Source organism: Mucilaginibacter robiniae, assembly GCF_012849215.1.
In the GTDB taxonomy this organism is placed as follows: Bacteria; Bacteroidota; Bacteroidia; order Sphingobacteriales; family Sphingobacteriaceae; genus Mucilaginibacter; species Mucilaginibacter robiniae.
Window position 1 is genome coordinate 3,892,830 of the sequence record NZ_CP051682.1, and the last position, 26,931, is coordinate 3,919,760.

General features: G+C 39.7%; 28 protein-coding genes. 11 read left to right on the forward strand and 17 right to left on the reverse strand.

From position 1 onward, the window contains the following. Positions 1-54 precede the first annotated feature (54 nt). The 6 genes from lpdA to HH214_RS17065 all read left to right on the forward strand — a co-directional run bounded on the left by lpdA (position 55) and on the right by HH214_RS17065 (position 5,432). Entirely contained in the window at positions 55-1,458 is a 1,404-nt protein-coding gene (lpdA, locus tag HH214_RS17040) for a dihydrolipoyl dehydrogenase (RefSeq protein ID WP_169609643.1), read from the forward strand. A 56-nt stretch (positions 1,459-1,514) separates the two neighbouring features. Beyond that, positions 1,515-1,955, forward strand: a complete 441-nt coding sequence (locus tag HH214_RS17045) for a sterol desaturase family protein (RefSeq protein WP_169609645.1) — start codon at positions 1,515-1,517, stop codon at positions 1,953-1,955. A 103-nt stretch (positions 1,956-2,058) separates the two neighbouring features. After that, the gene (locus HH214_RS17050) at positions 2,059-3,636 is read left to right on the forward strand and encodes a DHA2 family efflux MFS transporter permease subunit (protein ID WP_169609647.1); all 1,578 of its coding nucleotides are present in this window, start codon (positions 2,059-2,061) and stop codon (positions 3,634-3,636) included. Positions 3,637-3,664: 28 nt separating this feature from the next. Continuing rightward, a complete protein-coding gene (locus HH214_RS17055) occupies positions 3,665-4,108 on the forward strand; it encodes a MarR family winged helix-turn-helix transcriptional regulator (protein WP_169609649.1) in 444 nt (147 codons plus the stop codon). 173 nt (positions 4,109-4,281) lie between these two features. Further along, positions 4,282-4,776: a cytidine deaminase gene (locus tag HH214_RS17060; protein ID WP_169609651.1), complete on the forward strand. Its 495-nt coding sequence runs from the start codon at positions 4,282-4,284 to the stop codon at positions 4,774-4,776. Continuing rightward, entirely contained in the window at positions 4,773-5,432 is a 660-nt protein-coding gene (locus HH214_RS17065) for a GDSL-type esterase/lipase family protein (protein ID WP_169609653.1), read from the forward strand. Before HH214_RS17060 ends, HH214_RS17065 begins: the two co-directional genes overlap by 4 nt. A 57-nt stretch (positions 5,433-5,489) precedes the next feature. Here the strand turns inward: HH214_RS17065 and HH214_RS17070 are convergent, their stop codons facing one another. Continuing rightward, complete coding sequence (locus tag HH214_RS17070; protein ID WP_169609655.1) at positions 5,490-5,921, reverse strand: nuclear transport factor 2 family protein; 432 nt, start codon at positions 5,919-5,921, stop codon at positions 5,490-5,492. A 176-nt stretch (positions 5,922-6,097) separates the two neighbouring features. On the opposite strand from HH214_RS17070, the gene HH214_RS17075 reads away from it, so the two are divergent. Then, positions 6,098-6,616: a YdeI/OmpD-associated family protein gene (locus HH214_RS17075; RefSeq protein WP_169609656.1), complete on the forward strand. Its 519-nt coding sequence runs from the start codon at positions 6,098-6,100 to the stop codon at positions 6,614-6,616. A 117-nt stretch (positions 6,617-6,733) separates the two neighbouring features. After that, a complete protein-coding gene (locus HH214_RS17080) occupies positions 6,734-9,400 on the forward strand; it encodes a DNA gyrase/topoisomerase IV subunit A (RefSeq protein ID WP_169609658.1) in 2,667 nt (888 codons plus the stop codon). On the opposite strand, the gene HH214_RS17085 is transcribed toward HH214_RS17080, so the two are convergent. The 9 genes from HH214_RS17085 to HH214_RS17125 form a co-directional block, all read right to left on the reverse strand. After that, entirely contained in the window at positions 9,401-10,837 is a 1,437-nt protein-coding gene (locus HH214_RS17085) for a hypothetical protein (protein WP_169609660.1), read from the reverse strand. 116 nt (positions 10,838-10,953) lie between these two features. After that, positions 10,954-11,295 (reverse strand): hypothetical protein, encoded by a 342-nt coding sequence (locus HH214_RS17090; RefSeq protein ID WP_169609661.1) that lies wholly within the window; start codon positions 11,293-11,295, stop codon positions 10,954-10,956. Positions 11,296-11,372: 77 nt separating this feature from the next. Continuing rightward, positions 11,373-12,239: an aldose 1-epimerase family protein gene (locus HH214_RS17095; protein WP_169609663.1), complete on the reverse strand. Its 867-nt coding sequence runs from the start codon at positions 12,237-12,239 to the stop codon at positions 11,373-11,375. A gap of 85 nt (positions 12,240-12,324) precedes the next feature. Next, on the reverse strand, positions 12,325-13,137 hold the full coding sequence (locus tag HH214_RS17100; protein ID WP_169609665.1) for a 5'-nucleotidase, lipoprotein e(P4) family: 813 nt from the start codon (positions 13,135-13,137) through the stop codon (positions 12,325-12,327). 93 nt (positions 13,138-13,230) lie between these two features. Continuing rightward, the gene (gene msrA / locus HH214_RS17105; RefSeq protein ID WP_315853173.1) at positions 13,231-13,875 is read right to left on the reverse strand and encodes a peptide-methionine (S)-S-oxide reductase MsrA; all 645 of its coding nucleotides are present in this window, start codon (positions 13,873-13,875) and stop codon (positions 13,231-13,233) included. Positions 13,876-13,898: 23 nt separating this feature from the next. Then, the gene (locus HH214_RS17110; RefSeq protein WP_169609667.1) at positions 13,899-14,945 is read right to left on the reverse strand and encodes a hypothetical protein; all 1,047 of its coding nucleotides are present in this window, start codon (positions 14,943-14,945) and stop codon (positions 13,899-13,901) included. A gap of 128 nt (positions 14,946-15,073) precedes the next feature. Beyond that, positions 15,074-15,955 carry a class I SAM-dependent methyltransferase gene (locus HH214_RS17115; protein ID WP_169609669.1) on the reverse strand — a complete coding sequence of 294 codons (882 nt, stop codon included), beginning with the start codon at positions 15,953-15,955 and terminating at the stop codon, positions 15,074-15,076. 99 nt (positions 15,956-16,054) lie between these two features. After that, on the reverse strand, positions 16,055-16,807 hold the full coding sequence (locus HH214_RS17120) for an ABC transporter ATP-binding protein (protein WP_169609671.1): 753 nt from the start codon (positions 16,805-16,807) through the stop codon (positions 16,055-16,057). Continuing rightward, the gene (locus tag HH214_RS17125; RefSeq protein ID WP_169609673.1) at positions 16,804-17,535 is read right to left on the reverse strand and encodes an MlaE family ABC transporter permease; all 732 of its coding nucleotides are present in this window, start codon (positions 17,533-17,535) and stop codon (positions 16,804-16,806) included. Before HH214_RS17125 ends, HH214_RS17120 begins: the two co-directional genes overlap by 4 nt. Before the next feature lie 76 nt (positions 17,536-17,611). On the opposite strand from HH214_RS17125, the gene HH214_RS17130 reads away from it, so the two are divergent. Genes HH214_RS17130 through HH214_RS17140 form a run of 3 tightly spaced genes read left to right on the forward strand, consistent with a single transcriptional unit; the run spans position 17,612 to position 19,796 of the window. Continuing rightward, entirely contained in the window at positions 17,612-18,316 is a 705-nt protein-coding gene (locus tag HH214_RS17130) for an SDR family oxidoreductase (protein WP_169609675.1), read from the forward strand. Between the two features lie 26 nt (positions 18,317-18,342). After that, entirely contained in the window at positions 18,343-18,825 is a 483-nt protein-coding gene (locus tag HH214_RS17135; RefSeq protein WP_169609677.1) for a PspC domain-containing protein, read from the forward strand. Between the two features lie 2 nt (positions 18,826-18,827). Beyond that, entirely contained in the window at positions 18,828-19,796 is a 969-nt protein-coding gene (locus HH214_RS17140) for a LiaI-LiaF-like domain-containing protein (RefSeq protein ID WP_169609679.1), read from the forward strand. A 66-nt stretch (positions 19,797-19,862) separates the two neighbouring features. Here the strand turns inward: HH214_RS17140 and HH214_RS17145 are convergent, their stop codons facing one another. The 7 genes from HH214_RS17145 to HH214_RS17175 all read right to left on the reverse strand — a co-directional run bounded on the left by HH214_RS17145 (position 19,863) and on the right by HH214_RS17175 (position 26,880). Beyond that, the gene (locus tag HH214_RS17145) at positions 19,863-21,200 is read right to left on the reverse strand and encodes a TldD/PmbA family protein (RefSeq protein ID WP_169609681.1); all 1,338 of its coding nucleotides are present in this window, start codon (positions 21,198-21,200) and stop codon (positions 19,863-19,865) included. Positions 21,201-21,210: 10 nt separating this feature from the next. After that, entirely contained in the window at positions 21,211-22,848 is a 1,638-nt protein-coding gene (locus HH214_RS17150; protein WP_169609682.1) for a TldD/PmbA family protein, read from the reverse strand. Between the two features lie 114 nt (positions 22,849-22,962). Next, the gene (locus tag HH214_RS17155; RefSeq protein WP_169609684.1) at positions 22,963-24,600 is read right to left on the reverse strand and encodes a TldD/PmbA family protein; all 1,638 of its coding nucleotides are present in this window, start codon (positions 24,598-24,600) and stop codon (positions 22,963-22,965) included. A gap of 82 nt (positions 24,601-24,682) precedes the next feature. Beyond that, a complete protein-coding gene (locus HH214_RS17160; RefSeq protein WP_169609686.1) occupies positions 24,683-25,219 on the reverse strand; it encodes a GNAT family N-acetyltransferase in 537 nt (178 codons plus the stop codon). Between the two features lie 17 nt (positions 25,220-25,236). Continuing rightward, positions 25,237-25,827: a hypothetical protein gene (locus HH214_RS17165; RefSeq protein ID WP_169609688.1), complete on the reverse strand. Its 591-nt coding sequence runs from the start codon at positions 25,825-25,827 to the stop codon at positions 25,237-25,239. Next, on the reverse strand, positions 25,814-26,311 hold the full coding sequence (locus tag HH214_RS17170; RefSeq protein ID WP_169609690.1) for an RNA polymerase sigma factor: 498 nt from the start codon (positions 26,309-26,311) through the stop codon (positions 25,814-25,816). The genes HH214_RS17165 and HH214_RS17170 overlap by 14 nt, the downstream gene beginning before the upstream one ends. 44 nt (positions 26,312-26,355) lie before the next feature. Continuing rightward, positions 26,356-26,880, reverse strand: a complete 525-nt coding sequence (locus HH214_RS17175; protein WP_211166241.1) for a hypothetical protein — start codon at positions 26,878-26,880, stop codon at positions 26,356-26,358. Between the last annotated feature and the right edge of the window lie 51 nt (positions 26,881-26,931).

Consider the following 26,931-nt stretch of genomic DNA (forward strand, 5'->3'; position numbering starts at 1 on the left):
GGGTAATATCCAATGTAATATTACCTTTGACTACCAACAAAATACACTACTGTTATGCAATATGATGTTATCGTAATAGGTTCGGGTCCGGGCGGCTATGTAGCTGCTATCCGTTGTGCCCAGTTAGGTTTAAAAACAGCTTGTATTGAAAAATACAGCACTTTTGGCGGTACCTGCTTAAACGTGGGCTGTATTCCTTCTAAAGCACTGCTGGATTCATCTGAACATTATTACAATGCCGCGCATACCTTCAAAACTCACGGTATCAATCTGGAAAATTTGCAGGTTGATTTCGCACAGATGGTAAATCGCAAAAATGAAGTAGTAGCACAAACTACTGGTGGTATCACCTTCCTATTCAAGAAAAACAAGATTGATTCTTACCAGGGCGTAGGTTCGTTTAAAAATAAAAACACTGTTGTTGTTAAAAAAACTGACGGCAGCGAAGAAACGCTGACCACCAAAAACGTAATTATCGCTACAGGTTCTAAACCATCAAGCCTGCCTTTTATCAAAATAGATAAACAACGCATTATTACTTCAACTGAAGCATTAAACCTACCTGAACTGCCTAAGCACTTGGTGATCATTGGTGGTGGCGTTATTGGTTTAGAATTAGGTTCAGTTTATGCCCGTTTAGGTGTTAAAGTATCAGTAGTTGAATTTATGGATGCCATTATCCCGACTATGGATCGCAGCCTGAGCAAAGAATTGCAGAAAATACTGCAAAAACTAGGTGTGGAATTCTACTTGGGTCATAAAGTTACCGGCGCTACCAGCGATGGTAATGAGGTAACCGTAACTTTTGATAGCCCTAAAGGTGAAAAGATGGAGCTGAAAGGCGATTATTGCATGGTAGGTGTAGGTCGTGTGGCTTACACTGATGGTCTTGGCTTGGAAAATATTGGTATTACTGTTGAAGAGCGCGGTAAAAAAATCACAGTAGATGAGCATCTGGAAACTACTGTTAAAGGGGTGTATGCTATTGGTGATGTAATTCGTGGCGCTATGCTGGCTCACAAAGCAGAAGATGAAGGTACCTTTGTGGCTGAAATTATAGCTGGCCAGAAACCACACATCAATTATAACCTGATTCCGGGTGTAGTATATACCTGGCCAGAGGTTGCCAGCGTAGGTTACACCGAAGAGCAGTTAAAAGAAAAAGGTGTAAAATATAAATCAGGTTCGTTCCCATTCAAGGCTAGCGGCCGAGCCCGTGCCAGCATGGATACCGATGGTTTTGTAAAAGTTTTAGCTGACGCTGCGACTGACGAAATTTTAGGTATGCACATGATTGGTCCGCGTGCAGCGGACATGATTGCTGAAGGTGTAGTAGCTATGGAGTATCGCGCCAGTGCCGAAGATGTATCGCGCATGAGCCATGCTCACCCTACCTATACTGAAGCAATTCGTGAAGCCTGTTTAGCGGCTACCGAAAACAGAGCTATACATATTTAATTTATTAGTTCATGGTTCATAGAGTTATTTGTTCTATGAACCATGAATTATCAACTATGAATTATATCATCAATATAGCTATTGTATTGCTTACCATTGCAGGTATGGAAGCCTTGTCGTGGTTTATCCATAAATACCTGTTTCATGGTCCTTTGTGGTTTATTCACAAAACGCACCACCAAGCCCGACATAGCTGGTTTGAATTAAATGATGTATTTAGTTTAGGGTTTGCGGCATTAGCCTTGTGGCTGATGTGGAAAGGACATATTTCTTTAGATTACCGCTTCTGGATAGGAACTGGCATCAGTCTGTACGGTACTATCTATTTTATCTTTCACGATTGGTTTATTCACAATCGTTTTAAATCTTTTAAAACTACTAATAACTATTTGCTAGGCATTCGTCGGGCACACAAAATTCATCATAAATCAACAGGAAAGTTGCCGTCTGAGGAGTTTGGATTGTTGTTAGCAAGCAAAAAATATTTCAGGAAATAATCTAATAATCACATTGAGGTTATCAAGATAGCTTTTTTATATATAATTAGTTTGTATATCAACTATTAACTACTTAACTTTGTGTAAGTAGTTAATCTAAGTTATGCAACCTCAATCTTTAGTTGAATATGGCCCACGGCGAGTAATTGTTACGATTACAGCCGTTTTTTGCGCTTTGTTAGAAATTATAGATACTACTATCGTTAACGTAGCGCTGAACGATATGCGTGGTAACTTGGGCGCTACACTTAATGAAATCAGTTGGGTAATTACCGCTTACTCATTAGCCAACGTCATTATCGTACCCATGACCAGCTGGCTTTCACAGCAATTTGGCAGGCGTAATTACTTTGCAGCTTCGGTAATCATCTTTACGGTATGTTCATTTCTGTGCGGCAACGCTCATAATATATGGGAGCTGGTTGTTTTTCGATTTATACAAGGTATGGGTGGCGGCGCCTTGCTGGTAACCTCACAAACTATTATTACCGAAAGCTGGCCTGCCGAAAAGCGTGCTATGGCGCAAGCCATCTATACATTAGGGGTTATTGTTGGGCCTACATTGGGCCCACCATTAGGTGGTTACATTGTGGATAATTATGCATGGCCTTACATTTTCTATATTAACATTCCGGTAGGTATTATTGCCACATTGTTAACCCTGCAATATGTGCGTAGTCCAAAATATGAGGCTAAAAGACCCATCAGCCAGGTTGATTGGTGGGGTATAGCCTTGCTGACCATTGGTATATCATCATTACAATACGTACTGGAGAAAGGCCAGGAGGAAGATTGGTATAGCAGTAAGTTGATTACTGTATTAACCATAACTGCGGTGCTAGGCATATTTTCTTTTATCTGGCGTGAACTCAAATATGCTTACCCGATTGTAAACCTACGGGTGCTAAAAAATGGTAACCTGCGCATCGGGGTATTGCTTTCATTTATTATGGGCTTTGGTTTATTTGGTTCCACCTTCGTAATACCATTATATACACAGTCTTTACTGGGGTGGACGGCGCAGCAATCGGGTATGTTACAACTGCCTAGTACATTGTTTGTGGCAGTTATGATGCCGGTTGTGGCGCAGCTAATTCAACGCGGTGTACCGCAAAAGTATTTAATTGCCATTGGTATGACGGTGTTTTTCTTTTATAGTTATTGGTCATACACAATTATTACGCCTGATACTAGTAGCAGTAACTTTTTCTGGCCCCTTATTGTGCGTGGATTCGGGTTAGGGCTGCTATCCGTACCGGTAAGTACCATGTCATTATCTACACTAAAAGGTCAGGAGATTGGACAGGGAGCTGCTTTTTCGGGTATGATGCGGCAATTAGGCGGTTCGTTCGGCGTGGCTATTATTTCTACGTTTGTATCGCGTCAAACCCAAGTGCATCGCAGCAATTTGGCCTTGCATCTAGATTATAATAGTTTGAATGTGCAACAGCGTGTAGCACAAATGGCAGCAAGTATTCAGGCTCGTGGCGCTGATATGAACAGAGCCCGGCAAACTGCTTATGCTATGCTGGATGGTGCGCTTACTAAACAAGCCACGCTGCTATCGTACATGGATGTATTTTTATGGGTAGGAGTTATGTTTTTGTTGTGTGTGCCTGTGGTGTTACTGTTTATTAAAACTTCAAAAGCCAAAGTAAACATGGCTGATGCCGCTCATTAACCAATGAGAAAACTGTAAATTTGAAGCCATGACAGTTGCAACAAAAGCCGAGCTGTGTGTTGAACTTGGTAAGGCTATGAATGAAATGCGGCATCGGTTACGCCAGCATGTTCAGGTAAAGATGAGAGAACATAATATCAATCTGACCTTCGAGATGATGGAAGTATTGTCGTGTTTGTGGAAAAAAAACGGAATCAATCAGCAGGAGATTGCATATATGTCGTTGAAAGATAAATCAAGCATGACCTATTTGATTGATAACCTGGTGAAACGTAATCTGGTTACCCGTGTAGAAGATGAGAGCGACCGGCGCAATAAGCTAATTTACCTGACTGAAGATGCGCAAAATCTTAAAGATACTTTATTTCCTTGGGTTACAGAAATGTACACTCATGCTGCCAGTAACTTGCAGGAAGAAGATATTATTAATTGTACCCAAGTCATTAACGCTATGGTTGAAAAGTTAAAGTAATAACAATAGCACAGGTGTTGATGATGTATTAACTTTAACTAACTGTATTATTTTTGTTAAACACAAAATTATTTAAAAGATCTTGTTTATCTTGTACACCCTGCTTTTAAAGCATAAAGCGAGGCAGACCAATAAATAAGATTTCCCTTGCTAAAAGGGTATAATGGCGTTCAATGACAAATCATGAAATTAAAATAGCTTTTCAGGAGTATTACTCGCTTGAAGAGCTTAGTACTGCTGATAAAAGCCTCTGCCTGGAGGCTGTTAATGCGTTAAACAATTCTCATTCTCCATATTCCAGATTTAAAGTGGGTGCAGCCTTACGCCTACAAAGCGGTAAAATTATTTATGGTAGTAACCAAGAGAATGCAGCATATCCTTCAGGTTTATGTGCTGAGCGCGTGGCATTATTCCACTGGAGTGCAAATTACCCAGATGATTTAGTAGAAAGCATAGCCATTACGGCTCATACCAATGAATTTGAAATTTCGAAGCCAATAACCCCCTGCGGCTCCTGCCTGCAAGTAATGGCTGAGTTTGAAAAGAAACAAGGCCGGCCTATTCAAATTATACTGTATTGCCAGAACGGCGCTATCTGGGTTGCTCAGGGTATTGAAAGCTTTTTGCCCTTTATGTTTTTTGAAGAAAGGTTAGCTTTGCCGGTATGAAAAACAGATGGTACATGTGGCTGTGGTCATTGTTGCTGACCTTACCTGCACTTGGTCAGGAGAAATTTCCTTTTGAAAATGAAATCAAGACCTTTCAACATCAGGATAGTTTAAGCTTTCCGAAGCCTGATGGCATATTGTTCATTGGTAGCTCATCTATACGCCGCTGGGAAGATCTGGAACAGCGCTTTAGCCGATATCCGGTTATCAAGCGCGGGGTAGGTGGTTCTGAACTATCGCAGTGGGTAAAATACTTTACACCATACGTGTTGTTCCCTTATCATCCGTCAAAGATTTTTATTTATGCCGGAGAGAATGATATAGCTGCTGGTAAATCGGCACAAACGGTAACACAGGATTTTATAACCTTATGGACGATGATACACGAGCAGTTACCCAAAGCTGAAATTTATTTTATGTCGATCAAGCAAAGTCCTAGCCGGGCAGGTACTTATAATGTAGTAAAACAAGCCGATAAGCAAATTGCTGATTTCATTGCTGGTAAACCCCATATGCACTATATTGATGTAAACACAATATTGTTTAACACACAAACTCATGAACCCGATTCAACTTTGTTTCAATTGGATTTGTTACACCTGAAAAGTACTGGGTATGACCGATGGGAAAAGGTGTTAAAACCTTATGTAAAATAAAATAAAAAGGCTGCCTTAACAGAGCAGCCTTTTTATTTTATGATCAAGCAAACTGGTTTATTTGAATACTGTGTAAACGTTAGTAATTTTCCAGCCATTACCGGTGTTAGTAACTGTTACGTAGTTGCTGCGTACAAAGTCTGTATACTGCATATCTACTTTAATTACACTTACATCGTTGTTGCTTTCTTTTTCAACTACAGAGGTGTTTACAGTACAGTTTTGTGCTATGTTGGCGTTGCTGTTCATAAAGTTCAGCATATCTGTTTTACTAAAGCTAAGTACTTTCTTGCCGCGCAGCATACTGAATTTGGCGCTTTGGTCAAGCACATTGTCTAGTCCTTCGGTTTTACCTTGAGCCATGGCGTTAATGTAAGTAGCAATAGCATAGTTTTTTGATAACTTGGCAGCTTCTGGTTCATCAGCTTTTGCTATAATGCCAACTACCATTAAAGTTAAGCCTAGTAAAAATGATTTTAAAGTTTTCATGATATTGATTTTTAAGGTTTTATAAATTATTAGTTGTTATTTTTATACTCATATGACGTCGTGAATACTGAGTTCGTTACAATATTTTTTATAAAAAATTAAGATTTAACAACTCTTTAACATATGATACTTTTATAGCTATTCTTTTTAACAAAGCTTTAATAAACTATTGCAGCATGATAAACTTTACCGCTATAATTTTAAAATTTGGTCAGCAAGGCGAAAAAACAGGGTGGACTTATATTGATATTCCGGCAGATTTAGCTGGCCAGTTAAAGCCAGATAACAAAAAATCTTTCCGGGTAAAAGGGCGGTTAGATCAATATCCTATCAGCGGAATAGCATTAATGCCAATGGGAGAAGGAAACTTTATTTTGGTATTGAATGCTGCTATACGCAAGGGTATCCGCAAGCGGGAAGGTGCCATGTTGCAGGTAAGTTTGGAAGTTGACGCCGATTTTAAGCTTGTAGTTCCTGATGATTTACAAGAATGCTTGGTTGATGAACCCGAGGCTTGGTCTTATTTCAATAGCTTGCTTGAATCACACCGGCGCTATTTTGTGAATTGGATTGATAGTGCCAAAACTGAACCTACCCGGGCTAAACGCATTGCTATGACCTGTAATGCTATGGTTCAAAAGATGGATTATGGGCAAATGATTCGGTCTGCCAAGGCGCAAAATACCATGCGTTAGTTGCAGCAAAATAGCCGTTCTTTAGCTATAAATTGCTTATATTTGTCTAATAAAATTAGCAAAATGGATGGCTGATTTAGCCCTTGCTGATTCCATTTTTATTTAGATATTGATCCAATGTCAGATACTTTAGATTCAAACGAGAAACTACATAACGTTATTCCGCTCGACGGATTGTACGAGAATTGGTTTCTGGATTACGCCTCTTATGTTATTCTTGATCGTGCTGTACCACACATCTATGATGGTTTGAAGCCTGTTCAGCGCCGCATCCTGCATTCTTTAAAAGAAATGGATGATGGGCGTTTCAATAAGGCTGCCAACGTAATTGGTAACACCATGAAGTATCACCCGCATGGTGATGCCTCTATTGGTGATGCTATGGTACAAATAGGGCAAAAGAACTTGCTGATTGATTGCCAAGGTAACTGGGGCGACCCTATTACTGGTGACTCAGCTGCTGCGCCACGTTATATTGAAGCTCGTCTATCTAAGTTTGCTTTAGATGTAGTTTTTAACCCTGATACTACCGAATGGCAGGCTAGCTATGATGGCCGTAATCGTGAGCCTATTACTTTACCGGTAAAGTTCCCGTTGTTGCTGGCGCAGGGTGCTGATGGTATTGCAGTAGGTTTGGCTACCAAAATTTTACCTCATAACTTTATTGAGCTGCTGGATGCTGCTATTGAAGTATTGCAAGGCAACAGACCCAATTTGGTACCCGATTTTCCGACGGGTGGTTTGGCTGATTGCTCTAACTATAATGAAGGCCAACGAGGTGGTAAAGTGCGAGTTCGTGCTAAAATTTTAGAGCGCGACAAAAAAACTTTGGTTATTACGGAAGTTCCGTACACCACTACTACCGGTGGTTTGATTGACAGCGTTATTGCGGCTAACGATAAGGGTAAAATCAAGATTAAAAAAATTGAAGATAATACCGCCAAGGATGTTGAAATTGTAGTGCACTTAGCACCAGGTATATCACCTGACGTAACGATTGATGCGCTGTATGCTTTTACCGATTGTGAGGTATCTATATCGCCCAATACTTGTATCATATTGGATGATAAACCACACTTTATGAGTGTGAATGACATACTCATACAAAGTGTAAATCATACCAAAAGCTTACTGAAGCAGGAACTGGAAATACGTTTACAGGAATTAAAAGAAAAAATATTTTTTAGCTCGCTGCTTAAAATATTTATTCAAGAAGGGATGTACAAGCATCCGGATTATGAAAGTTCGGGTAATTTCGAGGTAGTGGTTAAGGTGTTGGATCGCTTATTTACCCCATTCTTCCCGAAGTTTTACCGTACTATTCTGCCTGAAGATTATAAGAAGCTGATTGATAAGCCTATGAGCAGCATAACCCGTTTTGACGTTAAAAAAGCGGATGAGCAAATGAAAGCTTTGGAGGCTGAAATTAAAGAAGTAAATCATAACCTAAAGCACTTAACCGAGTATGCTACTGCCTGGTACACCAAATTGAAGGAAAAGTATGGTAAAGGTCGGGAGCGTAAAACCGAGCTGCGCACTTTTGATAGGGTAGAGGCAGCACAAGTAGCTCTGGCTAACATAAAGCTTTATGTAAATCGTGAAGATGGCTTTGTGGGTTCCGGTTTGAAAAAAGACGAGTACGTTTGCGATTGCTCGGATATTGACGAGATTATTGTTTTCCGAGGAGATGGAAAATGTTTAATCACCAAAGTGCAGGACAAAGTTTTTGTAGGCAAGGATATTATACATGTAGCCGTGTTTAAAAAGAACGACGAGCGTACGGTATATAACCTATTATACAAAGATGGAGAAAGTGGTACTGTTTTTATTAAACGTTTCTCGGTAGTGGGCGTAACTCGCGATAAAGAGTATGATTTAACCAAGGGGACTAAAGGAACCAAAGTGCTGTATTTTACAGCTAATCCAAATGGCGAGGCTGAGGTGGTGACGATACAACTGAAACCACATGCTAAGCTCAAAAAGCTGCAATTTGATGAGGACTTTGCCGAAATTGGTATTAAGGGCCGTAATTCAATTGGTAATCAGGTAACCAAATATCCTGTTAAAAAGGTGGTATTCAAAAGTAAGGGGGTATCTACTTTGGCTGGACGTAAAATTTGGTATGATGATATTTTAAAACGTTTGAATGCCGACAGCCGGGGCCGTTATTTGGGTGAGTTTGATGGGGAAGATAAAATACTTATCATTTACGGTAATGGTAGTTATGAGTTAACCAGTTTCGACTTGAACAACCACTTTGATGATAAGCAAATGCTTTTAATAGAAAAGTATGATGCTGAAAAGGTATATTCGGTAGTACATTATGATGGTAAGTCGAAAAATTACTTGGTAAAACGCTTTGTGTTCGAGAATACAGCTATTGGTAAGCAAACTAGCTTCATTAGTGAAGAAAGTGGTTCTAAACTGGTTATTGTTTCGGGTGCAGCTCAGCCGGTAGTTAAGGTAGAACAGTTAAAAGGCAAAACACAGATATTGGAATTAGTAGAGTTAAACCTAACTGATTTGATTGATATCAAGGGCATGAAGGCTATGGGCAATCGTTTATCAGCACACCCGGTGCAAACCGTGCAATTGATAGCCGAACACGATGACGATACTGACGTACCCGATCCGGCTCCTGATTCAGTAGCTGATACTCAGCCAGACGGTGAAGAAAAAGTAGCAGCTGATACCGATCCGGCTACAGCTGCTAAGATCATCGAAATGGAAATTACTAACCCTGAAGATATTGATTTAAGTAAAGGACAGTTAGGGTTGTTTTAATCAAAGCGTATGCTGCTGCATTTTGGTGAGTTCAGTTATTAGTGGGTTTACCTGATTCATACTTTTAGCCATTGAATTTTGCTTAGCTAATTGAATGGCTTTTTTTTGTTCAACCAGTGCTTCTTCATAAAAGCTTAGCCGATATAAAATGTGAGCTAAAGTGTCATAATAGGCCCAAGTATCGGGACTAAGTTCAATTGATCGTTTACTCCATACTAATGCTTTGCTAAGGTAATTAAGATTATGTGTATCCAATTTATAAAAATTATAAGCGGCATTGTTTAAAATATCGGCTACATCATTTATTGGATTACCAACACTAGAGCTGCTAATTAATGCTAATTTATGCTTGGTGGAGCCTGCACTATTTATAGATGTATTACTCTTCTTTATCTCAGCATTTAGCGTTTTTATCCGAGTTGTACTATTTTGTTTTAATTCATTTAACGCTTTGACTTTTAATCTTCTAGCTGAATCTGCACTAATCCCCATATAATAGTTATCATAAAAATAGGAAGCTTGCCTGTAATAGTTAGCCGTGTCTTTTACAACATTGTAGTAATAGATTGTCTCTTCAGTAGCTGCTTTATTGCCTCTAGCATAATCGTTTGACCACGTACCTCGTACGAAGTTTGATAACTGTATAGCCAAGTTAAAGTTACGCGTTCTTATTGCTTCATTACGGGTATTTACTATAATATGGTTGTTTATAGCTTTACGTATCTCTAATGGTTCAGTTTTGTAAATACTGTCAGTAATTTTACGATTACTAAAACATAAATTATAAGCCTTACCGTACGCTAAAGGACCTGCATTTAGAATAAATAGTACCTCATTGTAGTTGTTAAAGGCACCAATGGTTAACTTATCTACATATTCGTCAACTAAATCAGCATTATTATATAAGCCAAACTTTTCTTTTAAAGCAATATACTCCTTCAGGGTAGCAGCATCAATTTTATGTTGTCGGCGTAGTGTTTCATATTTACTTATGTTTTTGTCTGATGCTTGCACCTTTAATGCTTGTTGCGCCATATCTAAGTAATACTGTCCTAAACTGTTGTTAAGAGATAATCCTTTATATACAAGCCCACCTTCGGCATCAAAAAATAAATAAATAGGAAACTCCTTTGTCTCTAAAGGATAAATCTTTTTAAAAGATACGAATGTAGAATCAGAGTAGTTAAGTTTTACATTAATGAAAGTTCTATTATAGTATGCTGCTACCTGATGGTCTTCCAAACCTGATTTTATTATAACTATACCTGGTTTGGGAGGAATTGGATGTTGTATATCGATATATACAAAAATTGGTTTAGCATGTATTTTAGCATCATCTAAAGCGGTATTTATGTTATTGTAATACTTTATAGTTTGGCTATGTAGTATACTATTGCAGCTTAACAACAGTAAAACAATTAATGCGATTTTTCTCATGATAAGTATGATAATTTAGGATGCTTAAATATATCTATTCTTTTCTAGAGAATGTAAGCTAAACAAAAAAAGCTCCTGTTTATACAGGAGCTTTTTTTATAGTAAATATGATATTATTACAGAATCAGGATCAGCACAAGTATGATGATAATGATAGCACCTACTGAAAGGTAAACACCACCGCCACCTAGTGCATTGGCTTCTTTCTTCATGCTTTTCAGCTCTGACTTCAGCTCTTTACGTTCAGCTTTGTTCAGGCTTGATTTATCCATGGCTTTGATTTCGTTAACACGCTCTTTAATCTCGTCAACGCGAGCTTGTTTCTGCTCTGTAGTCATGGCGGCAACAACTTCTTTGTTTACTTTGCCATTTTCATCAATTACAGTTGAAGCTTGTGAAGTAAAAGCTCCCAGGCTTAACATCAGGGTTGCAGCTAATAAATAAATTTTCTTTTTCATACGTGGGTATTGATTAAGTGTAATTATTAGTAATACTCTAACAATACTATAATGTTTTAGAAAATGTCAAAATATTGTCAGATGCTAATGTAATAAGGAGCTTCAAATACATGTCCTGGTTCTAATTTTTGTATAGCAGGCTTCTGGCTAATATCAGTTGCAGGGGTTGCGTCATCTGCATAGCCTAACCAAGGTTCAATACAAACAAAATTGGCATCTGGCTTAGCCCATATACCTAAATGTTTATAATGTGGGTATTCAACAGATAAGGTATGTTCATGCAATTTAGATTTTATAGTAATTTGTTTAGATTGGATGTTCTTGAAGACCAAAGCATCATCTTTAAATAAACCTTGAGTTAAAGGCAATTGGTTTCCCTGTAAAACAACAGGTAAAGTTTGTCCCGTAAAATATCCTTCAGCAGATAATAAATGCTTTTCTAGCTTTTCAGTTAATTCAAATTCTAAATAATAATCTTCATACTGGCCTTGGTTGCCCATAGGTACATTGAAGGCCGGATGCCCGCCAACGGAAAAGTAAATAGTTTGTGTATCTGAATTAATTACTTTGTAGGTAATGCGCAATGCATTATCCAGCAAATCATAAATTACATGAAAAATGAATTTATAAGGATAAGCTGCCAGCGTGGTTTCACTGTAAGATAATGAGAAATCAGCACGAGTACTAATAGCCTCCACTAACCTGAATGTTGATTGACGAGCAAAACCATGGCGTGCTAATGCGTATTGTTTACTGTTAACATGTAACTGATTATCTACCAAACCTCCTACTACAGGGAATAAATTAGGCGCATGCCAAGGCCATACTTGTGCATCAGCCTGCCACAAGTGCTCAATTTGAGCGGCTTTATTATAAATGGAAGTAAGTTGCGCACCTTGTGAACTGATTATAACTTTCAGGTATTCATTTTCAATGGTAGTCATGCTGATAGATATAGGAAGTAATGATTGTATAACCAAACAGCTCAAGCACTTGTTTGCTTAAGCTGTTGCTTGAACAAAGATGATTTTAAAAGCTAGGTGTTTTGATATTAGCTTTTATTATTGAATCTTTTTGCATAGGGGAGAGCTTATAATTGTAGTGAAATAAAGCTCCTTCAAAATCACCATAAGATGGATTAGGCAATATAATGTACCTGCTGCCAAATTTAGACAATAAGTTTACCGTAGCTGCTTGACGATTTAGTTCGGCCGGATGGCTGTCGTAAGCTGCATCAAAATCGGGCAAGTTGTCGCCGCATAGCAGGGCAATGGTATAGTTTTTTAATACTTGCTGTCTACGGCTTTCCTTGCTGGAGCTACCTGTTTTTAATAGCAAATGTTCATTATCAGCATAAGGCATTTGGTAACGTTGTAAATTCTTTAAGGTACCTGTGCGCTCGTCTTCATCACGATTAGTAATATAAAAAACGGTAACACCTTTAGAAGCTGCGTATTTAAAAAATGAAGGTGCACCCGCTACTGTGTCACATTGTGCTAGGGCAGTCCACTGCTTCCAGGTAGCGGCATCATAATCCTGATTGTGAACAGCACGTTGAACATCGTAAGGGCTGTTATCCAGTACAGTTTCATCTATATCAGTTACTATAGCGTAGGGCTTACCCGGAGATTGCTTAATAATTTCATCTAAACGTAGTTTAGCAATGTTATAAGCCTGAAAGCACAATGCATGGTACTCGGCTGAACGTTGCTGCCACAAAGAAGCCCAAACTTTGCCGCTGTTAGCGATAGAGGCATTAGTAGGCGTAATGATAGTTTTTCGGGCAGTGCTGCATGCAGCTAATAATGCAAGTCCGGATATCAATAAAAAGGTTCTTTTCATGCAGTTACTGATGAATATGGGTAGTCAATTTTTTCATCAGTAAAAGTAAAAAAAGCTGCCATTATAATGGCAGCCTTGTTATGTTCAAATCTTTTACAGTAGCTCGGTCTTAATTTTTTCGGTGAACTCCTTAGCAAATTTGTTCATTTTGGGTTGTATAACAAAAGCGCAGTAGGGCTTCATAGGGTTATCTACAAAGTAATTTTGATGATAATCCTCAGCCTTGTAAAACTCTTCGGCCGGTACAATTTGAGTAACAATGGGTTTGTCAAATACCTGTTCGTCTGTTAAACGCTTAATCATAGCTTCAGCTTGTTGCTTTTGCTCTTCATTGTGGTAAAAAACAGCCGATCGGTATTGGGTGCCTACATCATTACCTTGCTGGTTCAGGGTAGTAGGGTTGTGTGTTTTAAAGAATACCAGTAACAAGTCATCAAAGCTTACCTGATCGGCATCGTACTCAATTTCAATTACCTCAGCATGGCCGGTATCACCGTTGCATACTTCCATGTAAGTCGGGTTTTCAGTTTGGCCTCCGGTATATCCCGAAACTACTGATTGTACCCCATGTATAGTTTGAAAAATGGCCTCAGTGCACCAAAAACAGCCGCCGCCAAATGTAGCTTTTTGTATGTTCATGCCTGTATGTTGCAAATGCTGTACCAAAGCCATATTAGCAGCAGGATACAGCTCTAAAATACAAAAGCCCGACTTTACAGTTGGGCTTTGTTTTAACATCCAGCAATGTTGTTGGTTTAGAATTACTGGTATTGTATATAAATAGGTTGCGGTTTGTATTTCAATACTTCTTCAGGCGTAAGCATGTGATGCGGTGCCTTTTTCAAATCGTTTTTATAGAATAACTTAAAACCGGTGAATTGTACGGGCTCAGGGAAAATAAAGTTACGGTAAGTGCCTAGTTTTAAATCAGGTTCTCCCCAGCCATCCATGTTCATTACCAGCTGTACTTGTTTATGCAGCTTGATATTCTGGTAGTTAGTCACCATTTTTCGGGTAAAACGATGTACAATTAAAATTTTAGGCGGCAAGTGATATTTATCTACTAAGTTAGCTAAATAGTTAGAAACATAGTTCACATCTGCCGCATCATAAGTGCCAATTTTGGTTCCTGGTTTATGGCCATCTTTCATCGAAAACTCTGGATCCATACCAAAGTGTACCTGTGGCATAGCTAAATATTTTTCCAGTAATGGTAGTTCAGCCTGTATGGTACTTGATGCTACTTGCACATCTAAGAACACGATAGCGTTCGCTTTTTTAGCCATTACCAAAATGGTATCAATTTGCTTGAATGGCATGCGATAACGGTATTTGCCATCTTTACCTGGAGCTCCTTGGGCTACTACTGCAATGTAATGTAAAGCAGGTTGTACAGGTGTTTGAGGATCCGCTTTCTCCCAGTTTTTTGCTTCGCCTTTTAGCTTAGCCAGCATTTCGTTAGGAGGGAGTTCACCTAAAATGCCCATTTTTTTCGAAAATAAGTTACCGTAAAAAGCTACTACACGCTTAAAGGGTAGTATAGCACCGTTTACCGGATAAGGTGCATTTTTTACAGGCCATCGACCTGTTGTATCCCCATGTGCCAAACGCTTCATCAAGCTATCGTATTTGGCTTTATCCAGTTCAGGGTACACGGCTTTAGTAGTAACTACAGTATCAGTGGTTACGGTACTAGTTGTCGTTGTTGTAGTTTTGGCTGATGACTTACTGTTTTCAGTACAATTAGAAAGTAAAGCTACAGATGATAATAGGATGGAAGAAGAAAACAGTAACTGTTTGATTTTCATGTTAGTGATTTACGTTTTGATGCTGTGGCATCGAAAACGTGGTATTGTAAATAAAGTATTATGCTAGTAATGAAATATTTTGCTTGTTAAAGCGTTGTAAATATAACTATTGCTTTAAATACTTGATATTAAATTTTATAAAACTTTCCAAACACGCCTAAAGGTAATTTAGAACCAGCAGTAGCCTGTAAATACAATTCGCCAATTTCCAGATTTTGCACTAGTGGGTAAGCGCCGCGTATCAGGTTTTCAACAATTACGGATGAAAATCCTAATGAATAGGTATTAAGAATCAGAAAATGCTCGGTAGGGTCAAGTAATTGTACCACATCATTAATCATCTCATTAATGTGATCTTCCAACTTCCACTTTTCACCGTTAGGACCATGGCCGTAAGCAGGTGGATCTAAAATAATACCATTATATTTTTTGCCGCGCTTAATTTCACGTTTTACAAATTTTAGCGCATCTTCAACCACCCACCTAATATCTTTTAAACCTGATAGCTCCTGGTTTTCGTTAGCCCAGCTTACTACTTGTTTAATAGAATCCACGTGCGTAGTATCTGCACCTGCTGCTTGTGCTATTAAGGAAGCTCCGCCGGTATAAGCAAACAGGTTAAGTACTTTCGGCTTAGGCGTTTTAAAACGTTTTACATTTTCTGATATGTAATCCCAATTTACCGCTTGCTCAGGAAAAATACCCAAATGCTTAAACGAGGTAAGTGCTAGCCTGAACTTGATAGCTACATCATTGTTTTTATATTCGATATGCCAGCGATCGGGCGTTTTAAGATTCTTCTTCACCCAATCACCCGCTGTAGCCGAACGGCCTTTAAAGCGGATATGATGTAGCTTTTGCCACTCCGATTCGGGTAGTTGCTTACTCCAAACTGCTTGTGGTTCGGGCCTGATGAGGATAACTTGGCCAAAGCGTTCCAGCTTTTCGAAGTTACCACAATCAATTAGTTCATAATCTTTCCAATGTGAAGGGGTAAGCAGCTGGATCATTTTTGATTAGTGAGTTACGTGTTAAAAGTGATTTTGTGCCAAAGTTAATAATAAATAAAAACCCTTGTAACAGTACAGAAATCTTTAACACGCAACACACTAAAGCTTCTCTTTCGCAGCTTGCGTAAACTTGCTGGCAAACACGAAATCGTTCAGTTCTTTGTTGTCGGTATGTGCAATTTCTTTGTTAGAACCTTCCCACCATTTCTCGCCTTGGTGTAAAAATAAAATATGATCGCCAATGCCCATTACCGAGTTCATATCGTGAGTAACAATAACTGTGGTAATTTTATATTCTTGCGTAAGCTCATTAATCAGCTCGTCAATCAAGATAGAAGTTTTAGGATCGAGACCAGAGTTAGGTTCATCCACGAACAAATACTTGGGTTCCATGGCAATGGCGCGGGCAATACCCACCCGTTTCTTCATACCACCGGAAAGCTCGGCCGGAAAAAGCTTGTTTTTGTCTTTCAACGCTACACGCTCCAAGCAAAAGTTAGCCCGGTCCTGCTTTTCTGACTGGCTCATATCGGTAAACAAGTTGAGCGGAAACATAATATTTTGCTCAACTGTCATGGAATCGAACAGGGCGGAGTTCTGGAACAGCATACCAATTTTTTTACGGATTGGTACCCGTTCTTCAAAATTCATATGGGTGAAATTTTCACCATCAAACAATACTTCACCTTCGGTAACATCATGTAAGCCTACAATACATTTTAGCAAAGTAGTTTTACCCGAACCGGAGCCTCCAATAATCAAGTTATTTTTACCTTCTTCAAAATTAGCGCTTATACCGCGAAGTACTTTATTTTCGCCAAAGGTTTTATGAATGTTTTTAATCTCGATCATAGCATTATACGGGTAATCATTAAATCGGCAAATAAAATCATTACGCAGCTGTATACTACACCGCTGGTAGCTGATTGACCAACTTCCAACGCACCGCCAGAAGTATAGAAGCCTTGGTAAGCACAAATAGAGGCAATTAAAAAGCCAAACACAGTAGCTTTAACTAAGGCTACTTGTACAGTAATTGGCATAAAGCCATCATGTACACCTGAAAGGTAATCGGCAGGGCTTACATCACCAGAAGACAAACATGCTATATAACCACCCAGTAAAGCTAAGCCAATGGCTAAAATTACCAAAACGGGTACCATTAGTACATTGGCAATAATTTTAGGAGCAATTAAGTAGCCTGGTGCATTTACACCCATAATTTCCAATGCATCAATTTGCTCAGTAACCCGCATAGTACCTATTTGTGAAGCAATACTAGAACCTACCCGTCCGGCTAACACCAATGAGGATATAGTAGGGCTGAACTCCAGAATGTTTGAGTCACGCGCGATGCTACCTGCTATACTGCGGGGCACCAACGGACTGGACAGCTGGAATGCTACTTGAATAGTAGTGGCAGCACCAATAAAAACAGAAATGATGCTGATGATGCCTAATGAACCAATGCCCACAGAAACCATTTCGTGCATCACTTCGCCCCAGTAAACTGAAAATTTTTCGGGGCGTCTGAATGCTAAACGCAGCAAGAGTATGTATCGGCCTAAATGATAGAACATGTATAATGTAAAAATTTGTTAAAAATACATTTTAATTATAATGCATGCGGTTTATACTTATAGCGTTACTTTGAATATGGAAAACGCCCTGATAACCGGAGCCACCAAGGGTATTGGTCGCTCAATTGCGCTTGCATTTGCTAAAGAAGGAATAAACCTGGCAATTTGTTCACGAAATAAAAAAGATTTACAGGAATTTAAAGCAGAGCTGTTGGCATTGAACCCCGATATACAAATAGTAACTCATGTAATCGACTGCAGCATAAAGCAGGAACTACGCAAATTTGCTGCTTTGGCACAGCAGGAGCTAGGTTTTATTAAGATATTAATCAATAATGTAGGTGTATTTATACCCTCTAATATATTGGATGATGCTGAAGATACTTTTATAAACCAGGTAAATACCAATGTAATGCCGGCTTACGAATTGTATCGTTTTTTTGGTAAGGCTATGATGAATCAACGAAGCGGGCATATTTTTAATATCTGTTCTGTAGCTTCTGTTGAACCCATTGCAAAAGCTGGAACTTATGGTGTAACAAAAGCAGCATTGTATAGTCTTAACACTGTAATGAGGCTTGAAATGCAGGAACATAAGGTGAAAGTAACTGCCGTACTACCCGGTTCAACATTAACCGAGTCATGGGCTGGAACGGATTTACCACCTGAAAGATTTGTATCTCCAGACGATGTGGCGCTGGCCGTTTTAAGTAGCTACAAAATGAGCAGCGGCGCTAATGTAGATGAGGTCGTGATTAAACCTGTTTTGGGCCAGTTGTAAACTAACCATTTTAAAACCCAGAAAACATGAACAGAAAACTTTACCGGGACGAGCAGCACAAAGTAATAGGTGGTGTATGCGCCGGATTAGCCGAATATTTTGACGTAGATATAGCCATAGTACGTGCTATATTTTTATTAGCACTGATTCTGAAAGGTACAGGTGTACTGTTCTACATTGTTTTATTGATAGTGTTACCTAAAAAGCCTTACAGTTTTATAAACCCAGGCGTTGATTATGCAGTACCTCCACAACCTGATGCATCATTTGAGCCTTTTACCAAAGTAAAGCCGGTTCGGAACAAATCAAACGCAGGCCTGATTGGTGGAATGGTGCTGATTATGTTGGGCTTGTTCCTGCTGTTAGATCAGTTTGATTTTATTCCTGATCTAGACTTTGAACATTTGTGGCCTATAATTCCGATTGTGGTGGGTTTGGTATTTATTTTTACCTCCCGCAAAAATAAACCTGTTGATCATACTTCTAATCCTAATCCTCCAATTGTATAATCATGAAAAACGATAGAATTTATTCCGGCATCATACTGGTAGCTATAGGTGCCGCATTTTTACTGAACAACTTTGGTTATATTAATTTTCATTGGAGTAACCTGATTCATTTATGGCCTGTGTTTTTAATTATTGGCGGTGTTAACTTGTTGTTAGCTAATTATCATACCGTATGGGCCTCAGTAATTAGGGTACTGGTATTAGTATGTGGTTTGGGCGTTATTTTGTTTGGTAATTTTCATTATCGCTTTTTTAACTTTCCGGTATATAGTTACCATTTTCATTCTGATGATGACGACGATAATGATGATGACAGCGATAGAGAAAATGTATCAGCCAATTTATCTAACAATACCTACCGCCAGCCATATAGTAATGTTGTGAAGTTAGCTCGCTTAAACATTACTGGTGGGGCTACCAGTTATACACTGAGTGACACTACTGCCGACCTATTCAAAGCTAGTACCCGTGAGTATAACAACGCTTACAATCTGGAAGCTCATCAAGATGATTCTGTGCAGGTGCTGGATTTTAACATGAATAAACACCATAATGGTTTTACCTGGGACAGCAATCACTCTAATTCTGCCAATATCAAATTAAACAGTGAACCTGAATGGGAAATTGATGTAAGGGGAGGAGCCGCTAAGCTTAATTTTGATTTAACCAAGTTTAAAATACGTACGGTACGTTTAAATGGAGGTGCGGCATCATACACCGTAAAATTGGCAAACAACTTACCGGTAACCAATGTAAATGTATCTGCAGGTGTTTCAGAAATCGAAATTAATGTACCTAAAAGTGCTGCTTGCGATATTGTAACCGCATCTGGTTTATCTTCTACTAACTTTGTCGGTTTTAATAAGGTGGGCGACAATCACTATGCAACTGCAGGTTTCAGTAACAATCAAAATCGCATCTACATTAACTTACATGGCGGTGTATCTGAATTTAGAGTGAACAGGTACTAATTGCCAACAACTGTAAAGATGTTCAATCAAAAAGGCTCTCCAAATTAGTTGGAGAGCCTTTTTGATTTATACCGCATCCGAAAGAGAACTAAATGTAAAGTCTCTGATCTTCATGGGTGGTATTAGTGCACTTTGGAACGATTCACCACTTACTGTGCGCTCTGTTTTACCTAATGCTTCCAGGTTGTTTAGCATAATTACCGGGCTTTCATTAAACCGGAAGTTTTTAACCGGAAATTTGATTTGTCCATTTTCAATGTAAAATGTACCATCACGGGTCAGTCCGGTATATAGTAAGGTTTGTGGGTCAACCTCACGGATGTACCACAAACGAGTAACTAATATTCCCTTTTCGGTTCCTTTAATCAGGTCTTCTAACGATTGGGTACCGCCTTCCATAATAATGCCATCAGGGCCGGGTATTGCAGGTACACCTTTCTTTTGTGCCCAGTAGCGAGAATAAGAAAAGTTTTTTACCACACCCTTTTCAATCCAGTTCACTCTGCCTTGCGGACGTCCATCGCCATTCCAGCTGTTGGTAGGTAAATCGGGGTTGGAAGGGTCGGAATAGATATTTACACGTTCGTCTACCAGCTTTTCACCCAAGCGCGTTTTACCCCCTGGCTTGCTTAAAAAGCTACGGCCTTCATCAGCGCTACGAGCATCCAGATTACCATATAGTTGTTCCAGCAATACGATGCCGGCGGCAGGCTCCAGAATTACCGTGTATTTACCAGGTTCAAGAGCCTTAGCTGTAGCTGATCGACTGGCCTTTTGCGCCGCAGTTTTAGTAAGTGCCAGCGTATCCATTTTACTGACATCATTATAGCTTTTGGTGGAATACCCTGAACCTTTACCATCAGCCGTACGCATAGTTACGGAGAAGCTGATATCAGTAGCTGTATTGTAAGCAAACAACCCATGCGAGTTTAACATGGCTGAAAAGCCCGTGCTATTTTCTAAGTATCCGGCAGCAGTTAAGTTATCATCTTTAGCAACTTGTAAACTTTGCTGTACCATATCAGCTCGCAGCTTTGGGTTCAACGCAGCAGTTTCGGGTACAAAGGTTTTACTTTGTGGCGCATAAGTTTGTGGGCCTAGAAAAGGTACATATTCCGGGTTTTCGGGTGCTAGCTTAGCCAACTCTTCTGAGCGTTCTACTACTTTACGCAAAGAAGCATCATCATACTCGTTAATGGTAGCTACCCCCAGCTTTTTACCAAAAGCAGAAGAAACTACCAAGCTGGTACGATTTATTGAACCGCTGGTAGATACCGCATTACGTGCGTACCTTATATTAGAAGTATCACCTCCGTTGATGTTAATTTCGCATTCGTCGGCTTTAGAGAAGCTAAGCGCTTTTTGCATTAAAGCGCGTGCTTCTTCTTGAGTTAATAGAGCCATATAATTAGGTTTAGATTTTTCGTGCTGTGTTGATTATGTTAACGCCATTAAAGCGAGCCGTAGCCGAACCGTGCGATACTGCGCTAACTTGTTCGGGCTGGCCTTTGCCATCAAAGAAGGAACCACCTAGGCGGTAATCACTTTGATCGCAAACGGCGGTGCATGAGTTCCAGAACTCCTGGGTATTGGATTGATAGGCTACATCATTCAGCATACCTACAATTTGTCCGTTCTTAATTTCGTAATATAACTGACCACTGAATTGGAAGTTGTACCGTTGTTGGTCGATAGAGAAAGAACTATCGCCAATAATGTAAATGCCTTTCTCTACATGTTTAATCATGTCGGTAGGTTTCAAAGGGGTTTTGCCAGCTTGTAAGCTGATGTTCGGCATACGTTGAAATTGCACACTGCTCCAATTGTCAGCATAGCAGCAGCCTTGTGACTCTTTTAAACCGATAATGTGACCCTGATCGCGAATGGCTTGGTAGTTCACCAATACGCCATCTTTAATAATATCCCATTGTTTGGTGCCTACGCCTTCATCATCATAGCCAACCGCGCCTAACGAGCCAGGTTGCAGTTTGTCGGCTACTATATTTACGTTTTTACTACCGAAATTAAACTTCTTAGATTCCCATTTATCCAGTGTCAGGAAGCTGGTACCGGCAAAGTTCGCCTCATAGCCTAATACACGGTCTAACTCCGACGGGTGACCAACTGATTCGTGAATGGTAAGCCAAAGGTTAGTTGGGTCCAGTATCAAATCATATTTACCAGCCAGTACTGATTTAGCTTTCAACTTTTGCTCTGCTTGTGCGGCTGCAGCTCGCGCATCCTCCACCATATCATAACGGTTGCGGTATAGGGTAGTAGGGGCACCATGTATTTTGTCACTTTCGCGAGGGATCAAATATTCATAACCCATACCTCGTGGTGAACTCAATGCCTGGCGGGTTTCGAACTTGCCTGTTTTTGCATCAATTTTAGTTACAGCAAACGTTGGCCATATCCGGTGTATGTCCTGATCGATGTACGAGCCATCTGTTGAGGCGAAATACTTTTGCTCGTTCACCAAAAACATTACAGAACTTACGTAATTAGCGCCACCTTTCATGGCAGCATCATTTACTGATAATAGCAGGTCCACCTTTTCTTTTACGGGTACTTCAAATCCGTTCTTTTCCAAGGGTGTTTTCCAGCTTACTTCGCCATAGCCTTTTTGTGGCAATAGCTGTACAGGCTCGGTTTGTAACCGGGCGTTTTCTTTGGCAATAGCTACCGCTTGCGCCGCAGTTTGGGCAATACTGTCGGTGTCTAATTTATCAGTAGCAGCAAAACCCCAACAGCCATTAGCAAGTACCCGAATACCCATACCGTAAGATTCGGTGTTAACCACATTTTGTACCTTTTCTTCCCGGGTTACTACATACTGGTTAAGGTAACGCCCTATACGCACATCGGCATAGCTAGCTCCTTTAGATCTTGCCTGATTTAGTGCGACATCGGCCATACGCTTTTTAAGCGCAACATCCACCCCCTGCAGGGCAGCTTCGGGCGCTATAGGTGAACCTATAACTGGTATTCGGCTGAGCATAGCTCCACCAAACCCCATCCCGGTCAAGTAAAGAAAGTCTTTTCGTTTCAATGTAATTGTGAGTTTAAGTTAGATAGTTAACTAATTGAGTTGTTTGTGCTGTTTGCTAATAATGATTTTATAAGTTGTTCTTAACCTTGCACTTCTTGATTGCTAAATAGAAAATCAAATTCTTCGCCCAGTATTAATCACGTTTACTTTATTAAAGCGTGTGGTAGAGCAACCATGTGAGACAGCACTAACTTGTTGCGGCTGACCTTTGCCATCAAAGAAAGATCCGCCTAAGCGAAAATCAGATTCATCACAGATGGCTGCACAAGAATTCCAAAACTCTTGCGTGTTGGCTTGGTAAGCGGCACCTTTAACCATGCCCACAATTTGCCCGTTCCGTACTTCGTAACACAGCTGACTGCTAAACTGGAAATTATATCGTTGCTGATCGATAGAGTAGGAATTGCGGCCAAACATATACAAGCCGCGTTCTACGTTCTTGATCATATCGGTAGCTTTAAGCAGTGTTTTGCCAGGTTGTAAACTCACGTTCGGCATACGCTGAAATTGCACACTACTCCAATTATCGGCATAGCAACATCCTTGTGAGGCATCTAGGCCTAAAATATGAGCTTGGTCACGAATGGTTTGATAATTAACCAGTGTCCCACTTTTAATAATGTCCCATTTGCCACATTTTACACCTTCGTCATCATAGCCTACGGTACCTAAAGCTCCAGGTAATGTTTTATCGCCTATAATGTTCACAAGCGGACTACCGAAATTAAACTTCTTGGATTCCCATTTATCCAGTGTCAGGAAGCTGGTGCCGGCAAAGTTAGCCTCGTAACCTAGTACACGGTCTAGCTCGGTTGGATGGCCTACTGATTCATGTATGGTCAGGAACAATTGAGTAGGATCTAATATCAAATCATACTTACCGGGTTCAACTGGCTTTGCTTTTAATTTTTCATCCAGCTGTGCAGTGCCTATACGAATATCTTCCAGCATATCGTACCGCTTCTTGTAAAGCGGGAATAAGCCCCCTTTTATTTTTTCGTTTTCATCAGGTATCAGGTATTCATAGCCCATACCTATTGGAGCACCTAATGAGTTGCGGGTTTCGAAAGCTCCCGTTTTTGCATCCGTTTTGGTAATAGTAAATGTTGGCCAAATGCGATGAATGTCCTGGTCAATGTACGAACCTTCAGTAGAAGCAAAATACTTCTGTTCATTAATCATGAACAGTGAGTTATTAATAAAATTAGCTCCTGCTTTCAGAGCTGTATTGTTGGCAGCCAGTAGTAAATCTACCTTGTCTTTTACAGGTACCTCAAAAGCGTTCTTTTCAATGGGCGTTTTCCAGCTAACTTCACCATATCCCTTTTGCGGAGCTAATTGAACGGGTTCCTTTAATAATTTGGAGTTATCATGAGCTATACGAACGGCCAGCTCGGCTGTTCGCATAATGTTATCATTATCTAGTCGGTCGGTAGCGGCAAAACCCCAGCAACCATTGGCCAGTACTCGAATGCCCATACCATACGATTCCGTATTGGCAATATTTTCTACCCTGTCTTCACGGGTAATGACTGATTGATTTAGGTAACGACCTATACGTACATCAGCGTAAGTAGCACCTTTAGATTTGGCAGTATTTAGCGCCACATCGGCCATGCGTTTTTTTAAAGCTGTATCTACCGGCTGTAAAGCGTCTTCAATAGATACAGGAGAACCTAAAGCTGGTAAGCCGGGCAGCATAGCTGCACCCAGCCCCAAACCTGTAAGGTAAAGGAAATCTTTTCTTTTCAATGCAGTAAATTATGTTGAGCCTAATATAAAATTTGCATCATATAATTACCTCATGTGCTTTAAATAAATTGAGCTTTATTCGTTATACAGCATCATCAGGTAAATCTCTTCGCATTAGTAAGTCTGTTTGTTGATCGTTACCGAGCATAAAGGTATGACTGCCATATGTAACAAAGCCCCAGCGCTGGTAAAAGCGAATGGCCTGATGATTGTGTTCCCACACGCCCAGCCATATAAATTGGTTACGGTTTTTACGGGCTTCGGCTATAGCAAACTCCATTAACAAGCTTCCTATTTGCAGGCGCTGGTGTGAGGCTAGTACATATAAGCGTTCAATTTCCAAGCTATTATAATCTTGAAATTCATTCTGCGCCATACCACTGTTCAATTTAATAAAGCCAACAGGCTTATTGTTGAGTATAGCCCAATAAAAAGCAGAACTAGGGGTAGTAATTTCCTGTAAAAGCTGTTTAAGCGTAAAAGCCTGAGCCGCATAAAGCTCCATGTCTTCCGGCTGGTTCAGGTAAAAAAAGGCATCAAAAAAAGTTTGCTTACTTATGGTAAGCAATTGTGGCGCATCAGCCGCGGTGAGCTTTTTTATGGAGATTACAGGTGTCAAATAGTTATTCTATAAAATTATTCAAACTGATTTTGCAGGCGTTTTAACCTATCAATCATCAAGTTTAGCTTTTCTTGTTCACTTTTAAAAATGCGGTCTTTCAAATAGAAAGTAACAAACAGTAGCCAAGCTATAGTTAATGAACTGGCAATTAACCGAACAGCAAGCGTTTTGGCGCTAAGTATTTCAATAAAATACATAGATAGGCCAATACTTAAAAGAAGCATATATAAATAATACAACCATCCATACATTTTTGATCTGCTTCGCTGGTATTCTTTCAGGCTTTGCAGGTAATCTGCCGGACTCATAGTAATATCGTTTTTGTTCAATAAACGATAGTCATGAATCATGACGTAAACTGACATGACCATAGCTAAAAGCATAATCAATATGCCAACGTAGGTAGTCCAGTATGAAACCGCCGCAAATAACATCCCAACGAATATGATAATAGCAGTGACGGCTGTACTAATAATGTTCCAATATAATTTGCGGGTAATGCTGCCAATACCTTTTTTAACCTGTTTCAGTACATCATCTACTGAAAGCCTGTCGGGTTTAGGCTGGGTTTGCCAAACCGACATCAAGTGTTCAAACTCTTTCATAGTGGTTGTATAAATCGGTTAGCTTTTGTTTAATACGATAAATTTTCACCCGCAGATTGCCTTCTGATATGCCCGATATATCGGCAATTTCAGGATAAGGCATTTCGTCCAGCACCATAGTAATAATTATTCTTTCTGATTCTTCCAGCTTGGCAATGCATTTATAAAGTAAGGCCACCTGCTCGTTTTTTTCTGATAACTCTTCCATGCGGGTTTCGGCCAGTTGAGGTGTTAGTTCTTCTTTAGCCTGGCGTTTTTCCGAACGCAAGTAAGTAAGGCAGGTATTTACGGCAATACGGTAAATCCAAGTCGAGATCATGGCATTGTTCCTGAATTTGTCTAAATTTTGCCAAACCTTCACAAAGGTTTCCTGCAATAAATCATTAGCCGCATCTTCGTCTCCGGTGTAACCGTAACATAAGCGGTAAATTTTTTTCGAGTTCGTTTCAAAAATATGCCTGAAGGCATCATCTTTAGCAGCCACTGGAGTGTGTGTTTTAAAAGTTAGATAGTAACCCACATAGTTTGTTACAGAAAATCATGCTTATTTATCCAACTCATCCGGGTATCGGCATCCTGTACCAATTGCTCAAAGGCAGGGAGATGGTCATACTGTAAATCTTCATGCAAGCTATTTACCAGTTTGCCAGCTTTTTCTAATGGCTTAATGAGTAACTGACGAACTGGTTTGTAGCTGGTATGGCGATCAATGTATTGCAGGTACTGCTGACCGTAAAATACCAGCAGTTCAATTTCGGCCGCTTTTGAAGCCATAAATTTTACATGCTTATTCATCAATCTTAAAACTTTACGCAAAGATTTTGCAGCCTGAAAGCTTCTTGACGGTAGTTCTTTGAACAATTGTTCCATTTCCTGCTTTACGCTTTCAATATAATGAGGCTCGTTATCAGCCTCAAAAAGCAAATAGGAGAGTAGTTCTTTATTCTCTTTTTTATACTTGGCTAATCGTAAACACAAAGCCGATATCTGGCTGCTATCCAGCTGTTGCAACTCTTTTCTGATAGTTTGTAAACTGTAGGTGGTAATACCCATGCTTCACTTAAATTTTAGCAAAATAGTAATTAGTTGTAGTTTAGTCCACCA

Excerpts from the sequence above, each read along its gene's own strand:
- lpdA (WP_169609643.1), top strand. The coding sequence starts at position 55 with ATGCAATATGATGTTATCGTAATAGGTTCGGGTCCGGGCGGCTATGTA.
- HH214_RS17045 (WP_169609645.1), top strand. The coding sequence starts at position 1,515 with ATGAATTATATCATCAATATAGCTATTGTATTGCTTACCATTGCAGGT.
- HH214_RS17050 (WP_169609647.1), top strand. The coding sequence starts at position 2,059 with ATGCAACCTCAATCTTTAGTTGAATATGGCCCACGGCGAGTAATTGTT.
- HH214_RS17055 (WP_169609649.1), top strand. The coding sequence starts at position 3,665 with ATGACAGTTGCAACAAAAGCCGAGCTGTGTGTTGAACTTGGTAAGGCT.
- HH214_RS17060 (WP_169609651.1), top strand. The coding sequence starts at position 4,282 with ATGACAAATCATGAAATTAAAATAGCTTTTCAGGAGTATTACTCGCTT.
- HH214_RS17065 (WP_169609653.1), top strand. The coding sequence starts at position 4,773 with ATGAAAAACAGATGGTACATGTGGCTGTGGTCATTGTTGCTGACCTTA.
- HH214_RS17070 (WP_169609655.1), bottom strand. The coding sequence starts at position 5,921 with ATGAAAACTTTAAAATCATTTTTACTAGGCTTAACTTTAATGGTAGTT.
- HH214_RS17075 (WP_169609656.1), top strand. The coding sequence starts at position 6,098 with ATGATAAACTTTACCGCTATAATTTTAAAATTTGGTCAGCAAGGCGAA.
- HH214_RS17080 (WP_169609658.1), top strand. The coding sequence starts at position 6,734 with ATGTCAGATACTTTAGATTCAAACGAGAAACTACATAACGTTATTCCG.
- HH214_RS17085 (WP_169609660.1), bottom strand. The coding sequence starts at position 10,837 with ATGAGAAAAATCGCATTAATTGTTTTACTGTTGTTAAGCTGCAATAGT.
- HH214_RS17090 (WP_169609661.1), bottom strand. The coding sequence starts at position 11,295 with ATGAAAAAGAAAATTTATTTATTAGCTGCAACCCTGATGTTAAGCCTG.
- HH214_RS17095 (WP_169609663.1), bottom strand. The coding sequence starts at position 12,239 with ATGACTACCATTGAAAATGAATACCTGAAAGTTATAATCAGTTCACAA.
- HH214_RS17100 (WP_169609665.1), bottom strand. The coding sequence starts at position 13,137 with ATGAAAAGAACCTTTTTATTGATATCCGGACTTGCATTATTAGCTGCA.
- msrA (WP_315853173.1), bottom strand. The coding sequence starts at position 13,875 with ATGTTAAAACAAAGCCCAACTGTAAAGTCGGGCTTTTGTATTTTAGAG.
- HH214_RS17110 (WP_169609667.1), bottom strand. The coding sequence starts at position 14,945 with ATGAAAATCAAACAGTTACTGTTTTCTTCTTCCATCCTATTATCATCT.
- HH214_RS17115 (WP_169609669.1), bottom strand. The coding sequence starts at position 15,955 with ATGATCCAGCTGCTTACCCCTTCACATTGGAAAGATTATGAACTAATT.
- HH214_RS17120 (WP_169609671.1), bottom strand. The coding sequence starts at position 16,807 with ATGATCGAGATTAAAAACATTCATAAAACCTTTGGCGAAAATAAAGTA.
- HH214_RS17125 (WP_169609673.1), bottom strand. The coding sequence starts at position 17,535 with ATGTTCTATCATTTAGGCCGATACATACTCTTGCTGCGTTTAGCATTC.
- HH214_RS17130 (WP_169609675.1), top strand. The coding sequence starts at position 17,612 with ATGGAAAACGCCCTGATAACCGGAGCCACCAAGGGTATTGGTCGCTCA.
- HH214_RS17135 (WP_169609677.1), top strand. The coding sequence starts at position 18,343 with ATGAACAGAAAACTTTACCGGGACGAGCAGCACAAAGTAATAGGTGGT.
- HH214_RS17140 (WP_169609679.1), top strand. The coding sequence starts at position 18,828 with ATGAAAAACGATAGAATTTATTCCGGCATCATACTGGTAGCTATAGGT.
- HH214_RS17145 (WP_169609681.1), bottom strand. The coding sequence starts at position 21,200 with ATGGCTCTATTAACTCAAGAAGAAGCACGCGCTTTAATGCAAAAAGCG.
- HH214_RS17165 (WP_169609688.1), bottom strand. The coding sequence starts at position 25,827 with ATGAAAGAGTTTGAACACTTGATGTCGGTTTGGCAAACCCAGCCTAAA.
- HH214_RS17175 (WP_211166241.1), bottom strand. The coding sequence starts at position 26,880 with ATGGGTATTACCACCTACAGTTTACAAACTATCAGAAAAGAGTTGCAA.